The following is a 16,440-nucleotide window of genomic DNA, read 5'->3' as shown; positions in this document are numbered from 1 at the left end:
TGGAAGTGAGTGGCGCTCAGAAATTGTCGCGCAACCTTGTGACCGTACCGCTGGTCACTTTTTAAACCATTTGCCGTTCAGGCCTTTCACGTACTCGCCCGGCTGCGCGCGCGTGACCAGTTTTTGTCCCGCCATTTTTGCCACTTCATCCACCGGCAGATTGTTGCTGTCTGCCAGTTTTTGATAGCTTTCGCTACGCGCTGCGTTGATATCGTTAACCAGCGCCAGCGTGTCGGCATCCTGACGCAGCGGCGCAATGTAGCCGCTCAGGGTTTCCCCCACTCGCCCCTGAGTTCGCGCTTCATTTAGTGTGATCGCCTGAACCTGCGCACTGATCCCAAGCGTTAACAGCCAAATTGCAAAGAGTCGTTTCATGAGATCCTCAGAACAGGTCGCTGCGCGATTTGAGCAGTGTTTCCACGTCTTTATCCACTTTGATGTGGATCTCGTGCTCTATTTTTACGTTCATATTGATGGTGATGGGCTCTTTCGGTGCCGCCACTTCGATACGTGGCGTACAGCCTGTCAGCATCGCGGCTATGACCACACCGATTGCGCCTGCCAGGTTTTTCATCGTTATTCCTCACATTCCTTGCCTGTCGGACAGCGGGCTTGCGGTAACGCCGCGTGTTGCTCAAGCCATACCTGTAAATTATCCCCAAAGCGCAAGCTGCGCCACAGGGTGAAAAGGTTTTCTTCGTGGGTGTAGTTCAGGTTGACGGTACTACTTTTTCCATCAGCTCGGCTGATGCCCGTGATCGCCGACTGCATCGTCAGCACGCCCAGATTATCTACATTGATTTTCGTCCACGAGCGGGAAATTTCCATATAGCGAAGCCAGTTAATCGCCACGCCAGCGACCATATTGTCTTTAACGATCGCATCCGCCGTGTCTTTATCGATACGCAGCGTCATCGGGCCAGGGTTGGTTAACCAGCCGTCTTTAATGATCCACTTTTCGTTATCCAGCCAGAACGGCAACGCCCCGCTCACCGGGCCGGACATGGCGAACTGTTTCGGATTAACGGCACCGATCAGTTCGCTCGCCGAGATATTCTGCACGCGCAGCAAGGCGGGGTCGTGCTGGGGCATGCGCAATTGCTGCATCGTGATTTTGCCGCCCAAAACATCGGTGCTGACGTTGGTTAACAGCAAAGGACGGGCTTCGCTCCAGGGATATTCCCCTTTCAGATCGGCCGTAATATTTCGCGCCGTGACCAGGTTTATCACTTCCGCGATGCGCAAGGTCACAGGCCCGCGCGTGCCGAGTGACCAGGTTCCCTCACTAAAGCGGAATGGCAGAACAAAATCGACGCCGTTTATCTGGTTATCCGGCATCCAGACGCTGCCGCTTTTGACAACGCCATGACCACCAGCTTCAAAACCCTGGCCTGCGGCGGCAGAAAACGCGATCTGCGCATAAAGATCGCCCTCGCGCAGATTCATCTTCCAGTCTGACGGAACTAAAGGTTGAAACACCGTAAGCGACTGTTTAGGCCACCAGGCCTGACCGCGCAGGCGCTCACCGTCCCAGCGTCCATTGACCTGCACCGGCCCGATCTCTTCTGCATGAAGATCGCCTTTGAACTGAAACAGCGTCGGATCGACGCCGTCAACGCTGAATTTGAGCGTCGATGGGGGTAGTACGCTTCCGCCTGAAAACGCGGTTTGCCCGGCGTCCAGCGATAACGCACCGCTAAAATGCGGATGCGCTGAGTCGCGTTGCCAGCGCACCGGCTTATCCAGGATCAGTCGCGGCTTACTGACCAGCATGGTGCCGTACTGTAATTTATCAAAGCCGGTAGAGAGCGAGGTCAGTTCGATAGCGCTGTCGCGCCACTCTCCTTTTCCGGCCACATCCCAGCGGGCACTCATTGGCGTAAAATGCCCTTCACCCCAGTACCGCCACTGCCATAATCCGTTATCGGGCAAGAAGTCGTTCGCCTGACCATCCAGATGGAGAACAAAATCACCCATTTCGTTTTCATGCGCTTTCAAAATTGCCTGCAAACGCCCGTCGACGCCTTTTTGCGACAGTTTGACTCCTGCCAGCGGCCAGCGGATTTCGTCAATATTGAGTGAATCAATCAGCCGACCGCGCGAGCGTAGCAACGCGCCCGGTTCAAAGGTCAACTGGGGATCGAGAAGGCTGCCTGTCAGGCGCGCCGGGAGTATCGCGTAAAGAATCAGATCGTTTTCCTTTGCCTCACCGGTTAGCTGAAGCGGCATATCGCTTTGATCCATGCTCAGTTTCCCCGGCCCGATGGTCAGCACCGCATTACCCTTTCCGGCATCCCCTTGGGTTAACACATTCAGACGACCGGCAATGATTGCCTTTTCAGGCCCCTGCTGCCAGTTATCGATTTTCGCGCTGACGCGACCGCTCAACGGCACGCCTGACTGTTGCCAGCTCCAGCGTCCGTCGCTCACGGTCAGGCGTTCAGCGCTGATCGTCCACGGCAAATCCAGCAACGGTTCCGGATTGTCGCGCGCCATCACAACGAGTTGACCCTGGTTGTCTTGCCAGTCGAGATCGGCATCCACCAAGGACTCGATCTGTGGGACGTTCAACGTAGCCTGCGCATGGCCTTTAACAGGTGCGCCATCTAATACCAGCGGCAGCGTAAATTCGCCCACCAGTTTAATGGGCTGTGGACGATCGGGAAGTTGGATTTCAAATTCGCTGAAGGTAAGATTTTGCCCACTTAGCTTGCCGCGCACTTTTACCTGATCGCCCTGATAGGTGATGTCCTGAATCGCTGGCGTTAACGATGCGGTCAATTTGCCCTGCCATTGCTGCCACGGCGATAAGGTTAACCTGTCGATGGTCAGCCAGGTATTCGGGAGAAGAGATTGCCATTCAGCGAGGGTCTTCGGTGCTGCGCTTGATGGCTGCGTCTGCGGCAATTTGCTCAAACACGCGGTATTAAGATCCAGCGCGCCGATAGCGAAATTCCAGCGGCTCGGGTGCGACAGCGTGGCATTCTCGATTCGCGCAATTTCGCAGTCCTCGACAAGATAGCGAAGATCGGGAATCACAATCGCGTGACGTGACAGGCGCGGGCTTTTTTCGAAAGCGATTCGCGTTCCCGCGGGCAACCAAATTCCTGCGAGCGTTGGTACCCACTGGGCGAGCGTCATCAGCAGCGTCAGCGGCAACAGTATAATAAGCAGAAGTAGCGCAAGTGCGGCTTTGAATTTACCCTTCATGGGCAGTTAATATCCTGATTTAGCGAAAAAAATAAGCCTGCATTGCCCGTCATTGTGGCATGTTTAACCATTCAGTTGAAGAGAACGCCTTTTTTAAGGATAGTTGCTCTAAAATTATTCATGGAACTTATTGAATTCAATAATATTTTATAAATTGTAAGATTATTTTAATCATGCTAACGTGATTGCATCATCATTGGAGAAAGTCTTATGAAACTCGCGGTATATAGCACAAAGCAGTACGACAAAAAGTATCTGCAACATGTTAACGAGGCTTACGGATTCGAACTTGAATTTTTCGACTTTCTACTCACTGAAAGAACCGCTAAAACAGCTAACGGATGCGAAGCTGTCTGCATCTTTGTGAACGATGACGGTAGTCGTCCGGTTCTGGAAGAGCTAAAAAAACACGGCGTTAAATATATCGCGCTGCGCTGCGCGGGCTTTAATAACGTCGATCTGGATGCGGCCAAAGAACTGGGTCTGAAAGTCGTGCGCGTCCCGGCCTATTCGCCGGAGGCCGTCGCAGAACATGCGATAGGTATGATGATGTCGTTGAATCGTCGCATTCACCGCGCCTATCAACGTACGCGTGATGCAAACTTTTCGCTGGAAGGTCTGACCGGATTCACCATGTATGGCAAGACCGCTGGTGTCATTGGTACCGGTAAAATCGGGATTGCCACGCTGCGTATTCTGAAGGGCTTTGGTATGCGTCTGCTGGCATTCGATCCTTATCCAAGCGCCGCCGCGCTGGAGATGGGCGTGGAGTATGTCGATTTGCCGTCGCTGTTTTCTCAGTCCGACGTGATTTCGTTGCACTGCCCACTGACGCCAGAAAACTATCATCTGCTGAACCAGTCGGCGTTTGAACAGATGAAAGACGGCGTGATGATCATCAATACCAGTCGTGGTGCGTTGGTGGATTCACAGGCCGCAATCGAAGCGCTGAAAACGCAGAAGATTGGAGCCCTGGGAATGGATGTGTACGAGAACGAGCGCGATCTGTTCTTTGAAGATAAATCTAACGACGTTATCCAGGATGACGTTTTCCGTCGTCTGTCTGCATGCCACAACGTATTGTTTACCGGGCATCAGGCTTTCCTGACCGCAGAAGCGCTGATCAGCATTTCGGAAACCACACTGGGCAACCTGCAACAGATCGAAAAAGGCGAAGACTGCCCTAACGCCCTGGTGTAATGGTTTTACCGGGTGAAGCTGTGTTCACCCGGTAAAAAGTCGTTCAGGAGAAATCCAAATGAAAAAGATGCTCTTTGCATGGTTTGTATTAACAAATTCTTTTGCCTGCATCACATTCAGCATTAACGTGAATAAATCGCTGATGTTTGACTCCGCCATTCCGTGGGTTATTGGGGTTTCTCTTGCTTCTATTACCAATTATTTATTAGTTAAAAAGCTCAGAAAAAGTCAACTCACCATTGATTAAATCCGCCCGGTGACCCATACATCAGGATTTCAGTTTTTTGTGTTAATAACGAAGTCACGTCAGCGCCCTGCTATTTTCTGTACAGCCTCACGTACTGGAATATCGCCTGCGGTTAGCTCAATAATGACACGGCTAACCGCCGGTTGTTCAATGATTTCTGCCAGAATGGCCGCCACGTCATCGCGGGGAACATCACCATAAGGGATGGCAAGGCCTGCCCGGATAAGACCGGTGCCATTCTCGTCCCGAAGCGTACCTGGGCGCAAAATCACCCAGTCCAGTTCGCTTTGTACCAGTGCCACGTCGGCCATCTTTTTGACGCGCATATAGTTTTCAAAGGTGTCAGATACCTGCTCTCCCCGTAACGCCTCCGGGAATACAGAGACCAGCAGAAAGCGCGACACGCCAGCCTGAAGGGCAGCTGCAACGGCAGTTTTCAGGCCCTCGCCGTCTACGGCATTTGTCATTTCCGCTCCACCCTTGCCCCCTGCGCCGGCCGTGAATACCACTACATCGCTGCCTTTCATGTGCGAAGCGAGAGAGGTTGAGCCGAGTTCTGTCAGACTCCCCGATACAGGGTCCGCACCCAGCTTACGTAAAAGGTCTTCCTGCTCCGGTTTACGGTTCAGGGCACGGACAGTATGGTTTTTCCCGGACAGAATTTTGCTCAAACGTCGGCCTATCTGGCCTGCGCCACCGATAATGAAAATACGGCTCATCAACGACTCCTTCTCAAATTATGATGCCCTGGATGACATCAGCAAAAACGTACAGGCTGCGACGCAGGCTGATTAAATTATTTGACGAGGAAGCTCACTCAAGGAGCGACGTGGGTGTGATAAATTTTGCTTACCACTATCCACTGGCCGTTAACTTTCAGTAGGTTAAAGAAGTCGGTAAAGCGGAAGCCTGAAATGTCGTCCGTATCGATACGAGCGCTGGCAGCCGTGCCCACAATATCAACGTGAACGATGGCAGCTTTAGCGTCTGGAGAAGGACGGAAGGCGGTATCAATGACGTCAAAAAGTCCCTGGATTGGCCCCCCGGTGAGCTTGCCGTCTCCATCCACGCCGAAAATGGTGGCCTGATCGCTGAAGGCGGGTTTCATCAGCTCACTCTTCGCCTGTTTACCGCCTTCGTTGTACAGATTAAGTACAGCGATAATAGCGTTGTAATCCTTTACGTAAGTAGTATTTGTCATGTCTTTATCTCCGTTTAAGTAAACAGGGATCCGTTCAGGTCCCCGTTTTTTTTCGTATTAAAGCTGTTTTGGTGTGTCACAGAAAGCCACTGTTTAGATGGCGGTTCCTCTCCAGCCTCCTGACTGCATATACAAACTCAGGGATGAGAAGATCTCAGCCATTCACCCACCAATTTATGTAGTGACCACTAAATAATGATATCATTGTATAGTGATCGCTATATAAGTTGTCAAGAGAATGATTGAATGTCAGATATGAAAAGTCATGAATTAAATGCCGTTGCGGAAAAGCCGAAAGGCAGGCCGAGAAGCTTTGACCGTGACCAGGCTTTGCTGAAGGCGCTGGACCTCTTCTGGCGTAAAGGCTATGAACCCTCCTCGGTTGCCGAGCTCTGTGCGGCAATGGGAATTAATCCTCCGAGCCTGTATGCAGCATTCGGAAACAAGGCAAAACTGTTCATTGAAGCCGTAACCTACTATGAGCGTACGTACTGGAAAGCGACCTGGGAGCGACTTGAAGAAGAGCAGGATATTGCTAAGGCAATTGATGCGTTTTTCCGAGAGGCTGCGGATATACTGCTTTCTCCATCAGCCCCGTGTGGCTGTATGGTGGTACTGGCCGCCATTAATGTTTCGGCAGAATCGGCAGACGTCGTCAGGGCAGTGAGTATTCTGCGACAGGAAGGCAAAGACTTGTTTGAAAAGCGGCTTGCCAGGGCAGTAACGGAAAATCAGCTCCCTGAAGATACGAACACCGTCGGTCTGGCTACCGTTTTGAATACGCTGCTGGAGGGGATGTCGATTGAAGCAAAGGATGGCGCAGTACCGGGGAGCCTGCATATGATTGGACAACATGCAGTCAGGTTGTTGCCCCGATGATGGCTACTGTCGCACAGGTAATTACCGAAACAACTAGACGACCGGTCAGTTTTTTTGATTACAGTATATGGACTATGAAAAAGCAGACACCAGATATGCGTCAACACATTATCGATGTGGCGAGAGCATTAATCACCCATAAAGGTTACAGCGCCGTCGGAATTGCCGAGATTGTCAATGCTGCCGGCATCCCTAAGGGTTCGTTTTATTATTACTTTAAGTCCAAGGAAGAGTTCGCAGAAGCCCTGCTGGAACACTACTTCAGCCATTACCTTCAGCAGGTGGACACTCAGCTCAGTGGCAAGGAGTCTGCCCGAGAGCGTCTGAAGCGCTACTTCAGTTTCTGGAAAGAAACGCAGGGCGCTGATCTTCCGGAAAGCAAATGCCTTGTTGTGAAACTAGGTGCAGAAGTCTGCGATCAGTACGACAGCATGCGACATATTCTGGCTAACGGCACTGACAAGATCGTTCAGAAAATTGCACAGTGTATTGGCGAAGGGCAGCAGGACGGCTCTCTGCCGGCTGGAGCTGATGCAGATGAACTTGCTGAAGAGCTCTATCAGCTCTGGCTGGGGGCTTCCTTGATGGCAAAAATCCATTCCCCCGAAAAAGCGTTTGATAAAGCAATGAACGCAACCATGCGGCTACTTGCGTAGCCGTGTTTTTTTACCCATTTACTAGACGACCGGTCAACTATTCAGGAGTTATCATGACTGACAACAGTACCCGCACCGATTTATTTTCACCTGTAACAATGGGGCAACTTCAACTGGCGAACCGTATCGTAATGGCCCCTGTCACCCGCAGTCGTTACGGTGAGGATGGCATTCCTGATGAAATGCATGCCACTTATTATGCCCAGCGAGCCAGCGCAGGACTGATCATTTCAGAAGCCACCAACATTTCAGCTCAGGGTCGCGGATATGCCGCCACTCCTGGGATCTGGAGTGAGGAGCAAGTCGCCGGCTGGAAAAAAGTGACTGATGCCGTGCATGCAGCGGGCGGCAAAATTGTCTGCCAGCTATGGCATGTGGGTCGTTTTTCAAGTGTGGAGCTGCAGCCAAACGGTGAACGCCCGGTTGCACCCTCAGCGATTAAGGCTGAAGGCCAAACCTACACCGTAAACGGCTTTGTACCGGTCTCGACACCGCGTGCACTTGAAACCGAAGAAATCCCGGGAATTATTGAACAGTACAAACGAGCGGCAGAAAATGCACTGCACGCAGGCTTTGACGGCGTTGAGGTTCACTCGGCAAACAGCTACCTGCTTGATCAGTTTTTACGTGATTCCACTAACCATCGTACCGATGCTTACGGCGGCTCTATTGAAAACCGTGCCCGTCTTACGCTTGAGGTAACAGAAGCTATCGTAAATATCTGGGGTCATGACCGAGTCGGTATTCGTCTCTCCCCTGTTACTCCGGATGCGGGTAATACCCCGCCGGACAGTAACGTCATGGGGATGTACGGGTACCTCATCCAGCGATTGAATAAATTTAACCTGGCGTATCTGCATTTTGTCGAAGGGGCAACCGCCACTTCACGTGAAGTGCCTGCCGATGTGGATATGGACGCGCTGAGCGCGCAATTCGAAGGGCCATTCATTGGGAACAATAATTACGATCTTGAGATGGCTATCAGTCGCCGTAACGCGGGGATTATTGATGCCGTTGCCTTCGGCCGCCTGTTCATCTCCAATCCCGATCTTGTGAAGCGTCTGCGTTACGGTACTGAACTGACGATCGCGCCTAAAGAGGCGTATTACGGCGGTGGTGCAAAAGATTATACCGACTGGCCTGAAGGAAATTTCTGATAACTTTCGCTTGGTATTCCAGAATTCATTTTGGGGAAGAAAAAATCCGATAGAAAAAAACCGGGCATCGCGCCCGGTTCTGTTCCCAACATGAAAAAACCTTATCCGTTCAACCCGCGATTCTCCAGCATCGGTTCGATCAAAGGATCGTGTCCGCGCCACTCTCGATAAAGTTCAGCTAAATCAGTACTGTTGCCACGCGACAAAATCGCCTCACGGAATTTCTGTCCGTTCTCGCGCGTTAATCCGCCCTGCTCTTCAAACCACTGATAGCCGTCGTCGGCCAGCATTTGCGTCCACAGATAGGCGTAATAGCCTGCCGCGTACCCGCCGCCGAAAATATGGGCGAAATAGCTGCTGCGGTAGCGTGGCGGTACGGCCGGAAGATCCAACGCCTCCTTTTTCAGCGCCTCCATCTCAAAGGCATCAAGGCTACCGACATTTTGCTGGGCGCTGATACCATGCCAGTTCATATCCAACAGCGCTGCGCTGAGGAGTTCGGTCATGTCATAGCCTTTATTAAACTGCGTGGCAGTGAGCATTTTTTCGCGCAACGCTTCCGGCATCGGTTCGCCCGTTTGATAGTGGCGCGCATAATGGGCGAAAACCTGTGGATGGCTGGCCCAATGTTCGTTAATTTGCGACGGAAACTCGACAAAATCACGGGGCGTATTTGTCCCCGATAAGGTGGCGAAACGCTGGTTGGCAAACAGACCATGCAGCGTGTGGCCAAATTCATGGAACAAGGTGATGACATCATCCCAGGAGAGCAGCGCTGTCTGACCATTTGCCGGTTTTTGATAGTTGCAGACGTTGTAAATGACCGGTCGAGCGGCAAATTCGTGTGATTGTTCGATGAAGTTCCCCATCCACGCGCCGCCGCCTTTTGAATCACGCGCGAAGAAATCCCCGTAGAATAAGGCCATGCCTTCGCCGTTATGGTCAAAGATTTCCCAGACCCGGACATCCGGGTGATAAACAGGAATATCAAAGCGTTCGACAAAGCGAATACCAAACAGCTGACTGGCAGCCCAGAAAACACCGTCCACAAGCGTTGTATTGAGGGCAAAGTAAGGTTTGATTTGCGATTCATCTAGCGCGTATTTCCCCAGACGCACGCGTTCAGCGTAAAAAGACCAGTCCCAGGCTTGAACGCTAAAACCGCCCTGTTCGTCGTCGATGACTTTCTGGATATCGGCTTGCTCACGCTCCGCGCGCGCCCGGGCCGCAGGAGCAATTCCGCGCATAAAATCTAGCGCTGCGTCGGGCGTTTTCGCCATTTGGTCAGCGATACTCCAACTGGCGTAATTAGCGAAACCCAGCAATTGCGCCTGACGCGCGCGTAATACGGCCAGTCGACGCACGATCTCCTGGGTATCATTTTCGTCACCCTTTTGGGTGCGTAGCCAGGCGGCGTTAAACAGATTTTCACGGGTTTGTCGGTCGCGCAGTGCCGAGAGCGCAGGCTGCTGAGTCGTGTTAAGCAGAGGTATCAGCCAGCGATCGGTCAACCCCTTCTCAGCGGCGGCCTCTACGGCAGCGGCGATGTCATCAGGTGTCAAACCATCAAGCTGATGAGCATAATCAAGCACCAGACCACCGGCCTTATCTGCCGCCAGAAGACGCTGGTTGAACTGACTGGTTAACGATGCTGACTCTGTATTGAGAGACTTCAACTCCACTTTTTGAGCGTGGCTGAGCGTTGCACCTGCCAGGATAAAATGCTGATAGGTTTGTTCCACCAGCCGACGAGATTCATCATCCAGCGAAGAACGGGCATGCCAGACGGTCTCAACCCGGCTAAAAAACGTGTCGTTCAGCCAGATATCGTTTGCAAGCCCGGCAAGCTCGGTGGAAAACGCTTCGTCCAGCGCCTGGAGATAATCGTTAGTGTGCGCCGAGGTCATAGCGAAGAATACGCTGCTCACACGTGAAAGCAGGGCTCCGCTTTTTTCCAGCGCCAGAATAGTGTTATCAAAATCCGGCGCGGCGGAGTCAGCGATAATCGCATCCACTTCTACACGCTTCTGACGCATCGCCTCATCAAATGCCGGGCGATAATGAATATCTTCAATAAGATCGAAGCGCGGAGCCTGATAAGGCAACAGGCTGATTTCAAAAAATGGATTAGCAACCGACATCTTTCACTCCTGAGAAATGGTCATCTTCCCAGAGTAAGGCAGCCAGCGCGGGTCTGCAATCCTCAGCATCTGTTGGTGTTAATGTCATTGTCATTCGGCCCCGTTTTGTCACCCGTAACTGTGCGGGTCGCTGATGTCCCCTGTTAGCCGCTGTAACAGGGGACATCGCAATTTAGGGAAGCATACTTATTTAGACCGCATCTTCCCACCGACGAAACAGCACGCTCGCATTCACGCCGCCGAAACCAAATCCGTTAGATAACGCATACGTAATGGAAGCCTTTCGCGCCTTGAGAGCAACAAAATTAAGCCCTGCGCCTGCCTCGTCCGGGTGATGCAAATTCAAGGTGGGAGGAATGGCCTGATCACGCAAGGCTAAAACCGTGAATATAGCTTCAATGCCTCCAGCGGCACCGAGTAGATGCCCTGTAGCAGACTTCGTTGAGCTAATCGCCACGTCAGACGCATTGCCAAAGATTGCCCGAATCGCTGCCAGCTCGCCTTTATCCCCGACGTGGGTTGACGTCGCATGAGCGTTGATATGTTGAACTTCATCGGCAGATATTTGAGCCTGGCTTAACGCCAGCTCGATGGCCCTTCGGGCTCCACTTCCATCTTCCGGACCGGCCGTCAGATGCCAGGCATCGGCACTGGTGCCGTATCCCACGAGTTCTGCCAGCGGTTTTGCGCCTCGCGCAAGCGCGTGCTCAAGAGATTCTATGACCAGCAGTCCGGCACCTTCCGCCATCACGAATCCGTCACGATCGCGGTCAAATGGCCGCGATGCTTCCTCTGGTTTTTCTACACACCCTGTTGACAGCGCGCGTGCAGCGGCAAAGCACCCCAGCGTGACACGATCGATAGCAGCCTCCGTGCCACCGCAAAGCGCGATATCGGCCTCACCGCAGCGGATCAGGCGGGCCGCATCACCAATAGCCTGCACGCCAGCAGCGCAAGCGGTAATGGGCGCGCCAATGGGGCCTTTGAAGCCATGTTTAATAGAGACCTGCCCGGCTGCCATATTGGCCAGAAATGATGGCGCAGTGAAGGGTGATAAGCGTCGCGGTCCGCGTGTATCTGTCGTTCTGACCGCCTCAGCAATGGCACCGAATCCGCCTACACCGGAAGCAATAATGGTAGCAGTGCGCTGTCGGTCATTTTCATCACAGGGTTCCCAGCCTGCTTGAGCAAGCGCCTCTTGCGCCGCAATAAGCGCGAACTCGATAAAACGATCCATTTTCTTGCGCTCTTTGGCAGGGATGTAGCGCTCTGGCGCATAACCGGCCTCGGCATCCTCAGCCAGAGCAGGAACTTGCCCTGCTACGGAAACACCGGTTCCTTCCGCTATGTCTGCAGAAAGTTTCCTGATACCTGATTCGCCTTTTAGCAGCCGTTGCCAGACCGTTTCTGTCCCACATCCAAGCGGACTGACAATGCCGCAGCCGGTAACGACTATCCTTTTTTGATAGTTGAAAGTCATAGTGAACTCCTTAATTTAGGTTCGGAATGGGGTTGTGCGTCAGGACGGATCCTGAACCAGATCGCATACATCGCGGGCAGGAAGACTAGCGTGATGATAGTGCCGCCCAGCGTTCCGCCAATCAGCGTATAGGCCAGCGTCCCCCAGAACACCGAATGCGTCAGTGGAATGAACGCCAGAATTGCGGCCATTGCCGTCAATAGTACCGGTCTGGCTCGCTGCACCGTTGCTTCTACTACCGCATGGAACGGTTCGAGACCTTCCTTCTCGTTATGATGGATTTGCCCAATAAGAATCAGCGTATTACGCATAAGAATGCCTGAAAGCGCGATCAGTCCAACGAGTGCATTGATACCAAACGGTTGATTGAATATCAGTAGCGTGGGAACGACGCCAATAAGCCCCAGCGGCGCGGTAAGGAATACCATGACCATGGCCGATATTGAACGCACCTGCAGAATGATGATCAGTAGCGTCATCGCAATCATAATGGGGAACAGCGGTGCCATTGCCTGAGTCGCTTTGCCGGACTCCTCTATCGATCCCGCCATTTCAATACGATATCCTGGCGGTAGCGAATCAACGATCGGCTTTAGCTGTTTCATGATTGATGCAGAAACATCCGGTGGCTGCCTGTTTTCGGCAATATCCCCTCGTACGGTAATCGTCGGCGTGCGATCGCGACGACGTAGTACGGGCGCTTCCATCCTGACTTCAACCTCCCCGATTTGTGAAAGAGGAATGCGTTGGCCCGCATTGCCAACTAAGGTGAATCCCTCAATTTTTGCCGGATCCAGACGGATATCGCCGGCAGCGCGCCCTGTAACCTGTACCGAGCGAATATCTTCTCGTACGGACGTAATAGGAACACCCGATAACAGGAACTGAAGTTGCTGCGCAACGGCATTCGACGTTAAACCGGTTGCCTGCAGGCGGTCTTGATTCAGGGTCAAATGTAACGTTGGTACCCGCGGGCCCCAATCGGTGTTGACGGTCCTCATCATTGGATTTGCCTGCAGCACAGCCTGAACCTTATCAGCGATTTCATGCAGTTTATCGGCATCAGGCCCCATGACACGCCAGGCGACAGGGAAAGGGGAATAAGGGCCAAATACCAGTTGCGTTACGCGCACGCGCGCTTCAGATGCCAGCCCGTTAGCTGCCGCTTGACGAAGTCGGAACTTGAGCGCCTCACGTGACTCCTGGCTATCCGTTAACACAACTATCTTCGCAAACGATGGGTCGGGTAACTCGGGTGCCATCGCCAGATAAAAACGAGGTGAGCCCTGGCCGATGTAGGAGGTGACGATTTTTGCTTCTGGCTGCTTGCTCAGCCAGTTTTCTATTTTCGCGGTGGCGGCGCTGGTCTGCTCAATAGAAGTGCCGTAAGGCATCTGGACTTCCACTAACACTTCCGGGCGGTCAGACGTAGGGAAAAATTGTTTTTTCACCAGCCCCATCCCCAGAATTGCCAGAATAAAAATGGCGATGACAGAGCCTGCCACTACCCATTTCCTCGCAATAACGCGCGTCAGCACACGTCGAAAGCGGTTATAACGAGGGGTGTCATAGATGGCGGCATGACCGCCCTGCACTTTTGCAATATCCGGCAGCATTTTAACGCCCAGATAAGGCGTGAAAACAACAGCCACGACCCACGAGGCAATAAGAGCGATACCGACAATCCAGAACATATTGCTGGTGTATTCACCGGCAGTAGACTGCGCGAAACCATTGGGCATAAAGCCAACGGCAGTCACCAGCGTACCGGCCAGCATTGGCGCGGCGGTATGGCTCCAGGCATAAGCGGATGCTTTGATTCTGTCGTAGCCTTCTTCCATTTTAACCACCATCATTTCGATGGCGATAATGGCATCATCGACCAATAAGCCGAGCGCAAGAATAAGGGAGCCGAGCGTTATTCGGTCAAAGTTTTTGCCGGAGGCTTCCATCACGACAAATACCACGGCCAGCGTCAGCGGTACTGCCGCCGCAACCACCACCCCTACTCGCCACCCCATGCTGACAAAACACACCACCATGACGACAAGTAAGGCGACAAAGAATTTGATCATGAACTCATCGACCGCTGAACTGATATTCACAGACTGATCGGTGACTTTCGTCAGGGTCATGCCCAAAGGCATGTTCTCATTGATTTTTGTCGTTTCGGCATCCAACGCTTTACCCAGATCCAGGCCGTTCCAGCCTTCACGCATCACAATCCCCAGCAGAAGTGTCGGTTCTTTCTGGTGACGAATCAGCAAGGTCGGGGGATCTTCATAACCCCGCTCAACGGTTGCCACGTCGGAAAGCTTTAGCGTTTTGCCCTGGGCAATAAATGGCGTATCGCGAATCTTCTGAAGTTTGTCGAAAGCACCATCGAGGCGGATAAATATCTGTGCGCCGCGCGTCTCAATTGAACCTGCAGGTGTTAATGCGTTCTGGCTGTTAAGCGCGTTGAAAATATCTTGAGGTGAGAGCCCCATCGTCGCCAGACGGTCATGATAAAAGGAGATGAAGATCCGCTCGGCCTGCTCTCCAATAATGTTCACCTTCTTCACGCCTGGAACATGCAGGAGTTGCTGACGCAGCGCTTCGGCATCACGTGCCAATAGTCGCTGCGGTTCTCCTTTCGCTTTCAGTGCAAAGAGGGCAAAAGTCACATCAGAGAATTCATCATTAACCATCGGCCCTATTACGCCAGCGGGTAAGTTTTTGGACTCATCGCCAAGCTTTTTTCTCGCCTGGTAGAACTCTTCCTGCACCCAGGAAGGCGGCGTTTTGTCCTGTAATGAAAGCGTAATAAAAGCCATGCCCGGTCGGGTATAGGTTTCTGTACGGTCATACCATTTGAGCTCCTGGAGGCGTTTTTCCAGCGGTTCAGCAACCTGATCCTGAATTTCCTGCGCAGTCGCGCCAGGCCAGACGGTGATAATCGTCATCTGCTTCACCGTAAAGGGAGGATCTTCAGCTCGCCCGAGGCCAAAAAACGAGAAAATGCCAGCAAGGGTGATGAGGACAATAAGAAACAGCGTGATTGAGCGCTCGCGTACCGCAAGCGCTGACAGGTTGAACCGTCCCTCGCTCATGGTTTACTCCCTGCAAGGGCAGTACCAGGTTCTTCAGCCAGACGGACAGCCTCACCTTCGTGCAGAAGATGCGCGCCTAACGCGACAATTTTTTCACCCGGTTTGACACTGCCCGTCACCCTGGCGGCATCGTCACCCAGACTCAGCACCTTAACGGGCTGCCAGGAGACTTTTGCAGGCTGAGCAGAAATTCGCCAGACACCAGGTCCTTTTCCCGCATCGTAGAGAGCTGCCATAGGGACCTGCATGACCTGACTTTCGACTCTATTTGCGATATGCAGCGTGACGGTCGCACCTAGCGGCGCGTTCGCCAGCTCACCCTCAAGCACGTACCTTGCCTCAAATGTGCGGGTCGTGGCATCTGCGGAATCAGAAAGCAGACGCAACGTTGCGGCGACGGGCTGATTGTCGTTGCCATAGCGCGTCGCTTGGGCTTCGCTCTCTATGGAAGGCCGCAACGTTTCGGGCAGTTGCACCAACGCTTCGCGCTGTCCCGATCTGGCCAGCCGGATGACCACCTGCCCGGCACTAACCACCTGTCCGGGTTCGGTGAGCGTCTCCATAACCACACCATCTGCATCGGCCAGCAGTAAGGCGTAACTCGTCGCGTTAAGTGCCACGTTCGCCTGCGCCTGAGCAGCACTCAGCTCCGCTTTGGCTGTATCTGCCGCCGCGCTAATCTGATCGTACTCCGAAGCAGACACAGCCCCAGTCGCCACAAGACCACGATAACGAGTTTCATCATTGGACGCTTTTCGCGCCCGTGCCCGGGCAGCATCTACAGCTCGTTGCTGAGCCTGCGCCTGTAACGTGAGGTCGACAGGATCGAGCCGCATTAAGGGTTGGCCACGTTTAACGGACTGACCGGTATCAACAAGGCGTTCGAGGATTTTTCCCGGCACCCGGAAACCCAGATCGCTTTGCGTTCTGGCAACCACCACCCCGGTGAACGCACGAGAAGTATCGACCGCCCTCTCAACGGGCGTTGACCTGACCAGTGGCGGTCGCGTGCGCGGATCGTCATTACCAGGATTATCACCGCAAGCCACCAGGGCAAGCGGCAGGAAGCAGACGGCAATGTTGGCTGATTTAAGCCTGAGCATGTGAACCCTTATTGAATCAACAGGACGGTATTCACATTCTCAGACTAGTGACCAATAAAGTCAATGGTCACAAA

14 protein-coding genes are annotated in these 16,440 nt (G+C 52.9%); 5 read left to right on the top strand and 9 right to left on the bottom strand.

Annotated features, from left to right (window positions below; all coding sequences use genetic code 11):
• Window positions 1–54: 54 nt before the first annotated feature.
• Genes AC6EMZ_RS20200 through AC6EMZ_RS20190 form a run of 3 tightly spaced genes read right to left on the bottom strand, consistent with a single transcriptional unit; the run spans window position 55 to window position 3,210 of the window.
• Entirely contained in the window at window positions 55–375 is a 321-nt protein-coding gene (locus tag AC6EMZ_RS20200; protein ID WP_498404575.1) for a YdbL family probable chaperone protein, read from the bottom strand.
• A gap of 7 nt (window positions 376–382) precedes the next feature.
• A complete protein-coding gene (locus AC6EMZ_RS20195; protein WP_498404573.1) occupies window positions 383–574 on the bottom strand; it encodes a YnbE family lipoprotein in 192 nt (63 codons plus the stop codon).
• A 2-nt stretch (window positions 575–576) separates the two neighbouring features.
• Window positions 577–3,210: a YdbH family protein gene (locus AC6EMZ_RS20190; protein ID WP_498404572.1), complete on the bottom strand. Its 2,634-nt coding sequence runs from the start codon at window positions 3,208–3,210 to the stop codon at window positions 577–579.
• 210 nt (window positions 3,211–3,420) lie between these two features.
• Here AC6EMZ_RS20190 and AC6EMZ_RS20185 point away from each other — a divergent pair, with 210 nt between their 5' ends.
• Both AC6EMZ_RS20185 and AC6EMZ_RS20180 read left to right on the top strand, forming a co-directional pair.
• On the top strand, window positions 3,421–4,410 hold the full coding sequence (locus AC6EMZ_RS20185) for a 2-hydroxyacid dehydrogenase (protein ID WP_498404570.1): 990 nt from the start codon (window positions 3,421–3,423) through the stop codon (window positions 4,408–4,410).
• Window positions 4,411–4,468: 58 nt separating this feature from the next.
• The gene (locus tag AC6EMZ_RS20180) at window positions 4,469–4,657 is read left to right on the top strand and encodes a hypothetical protein (protein ID WP_498404569.1); all 189 of its coding nucleotides are present in this window, start codon (window positions 4,469–4,471) and stop codon (window positions 4,655–4,657) included.
• A 59-nt stretch (window positions 4,658–4,716) separates the two neighbouring features.
• Here AC6EMZ_RS20180 and AC6EMZ_RS20175 read toward each other — a convergent pair whose 3' ends face one another.
• A complete protein-coding gene (locus tag AC6EMZ_RS20175; RefSeq protein WP_498404567.1) occupies window positions 4,717–5,376 on the bottom strand; it encodes an SDR family oxidoreductase in 660 nt (219 codons plus the stop codon).
• Window positions 5,377–5,474: 98 nt separating this feature from the next.
• Window positions 5,475–5,858: a nuclear transport factor 2 family protein gene (locus tag AC6EMZ_RS20170; RefSeq protein ID WP_498404565.1), complete on the bottom strand. Its 384-nt coding sequence runs from the start codon at window positions 5,856–5,858 to the stop codon at window positions 5,475–5,477.
• A gap of 246 nt (window positions 5,859–6,104) precedes the next feature.
• On the opposite strand from AC6EMZ_RS20170, the gene AC6EMZ_RS20165 reads away from it, so the two are divergent.
• The 3 genes from AC6EMZ_RS20165 to AC6EMZ_RS20155 all read left to right on the top strand — a co-directional run bounded on the left by AC6EMZ_RS20165 (window position 6,105) and on the right by AC6EMZ_RS20155 (window position 8,550).
• Complete coding sequence (locus AC6EMZ_RS20165; RefSeq protein WP_498404562.1) at window positions 6,105–6,737, top strand: TetR/AcrR family transcriptional regulator; 633 nt, start codon at window positions 6,105–6,107, stop codon at window positions 6,735–6,737.
• A 74-nt stretch (window positions 6,738–6,811) separates the two neighbouring features.
• Window positions 6,812–7,393 carry a TetR/AcrR family transcriptional regulator gene (locus AC6EMZ_RS20160; RefSeq protein WP_498404559.1) on the top strand — a complete coding sequence of 194 codons (582 nt, stop codon included), beginning with the start codon at window positions 6,812–6,814 and terminating at the stop codon, window positions 7,391–7,393.
• Window positions 7,394–7,446: 53 nt separating this feature from the next.
• Entirely contained in the window at window positions 7,447–8,550 is a 1,104-nt protein-coding gene (locus AC6EMZ_RS20155) for an alkene reductase (protein ID WP_498404558.1), read from the top strand.
• Window positions 8,551–8,651: 101 nt separating this feature from the next.
• Here AC6EMZ_RS20155 and dcp read toward each other — a convergent pair whose 3' ends face one another.
• From dcp to AC6EMZ_RS20135, 4 genes are all read right to left on the bottom strand, one after another.
• Window positions 8,652–10,691 carry a peptidyl-dipeptidase Dcp gene (dcp, locus tag AC6EMZ_RS20150; RefSeq protein WP_498404556.1) on the bottom strand — a complete coding sequence of 680 codons (2,040 nt, stop codon included), beginning with the start codon at window positions 10,689–10,691 and terminating at the stop codon, window positions 8,652–8,654.
• A gap of 190 nt (window positions 10,692–10,881) precedes the next feature.
• Window positions 10,882–12,171 carry a beta-ketoacyl-ACP synthase II gene (gene fabF / locus AC6EMZ_RS20145; protein ID WP_498404554.1) on the bottom strand — a complete coding sequence of 430 codons (1,290 nt, stop codon included), beginning with the start codon at window positions 12,169–12,171 and terminating at the stop codon, window positions 10,882–10,884.
• A complete protein-coding gene (locus AC6EMZ_RS20140) occupies window positions 12,168–15,263 on the bottom strand; it encodes an efflux RND transporter permease subunit (protein WP_498404553.1) in 3,096 nt (1,031 codons plus the stop codon). Before AC6EMZ_RS20140 ends, fabF begins: the two co-directional genes overlap by 4 nt.
• Window positions 15,260–16,366: an efflux RND transporter periplasmic adaptor subunit gene (locus AC6EMZ_RS20135; RefSeq protein ID WP_498404552.1), complete on the bottom strand. Its 1,107-nt coding sequence runs from the start codon at window positions 16,364–16,366 to the stop codon at window positions 15,260–15,262. Before AC6EMZ_RS20135 ends, AC6EMZ_RS20140 begins: the two co-directional genes overlap by 4 nt.
• Between the last annotated feature and the right edge of the window lie 74 nt (window positions 16,367–16,440).

The sequence above is a fragment of the Enterobacter sp. SCRI0065 genome (assembly GCF_059766475.1).
Note: the sequence above shows the minus strand (reverse complement) of the source record. Positions and strands in the feature narration are given on the sequence as shown.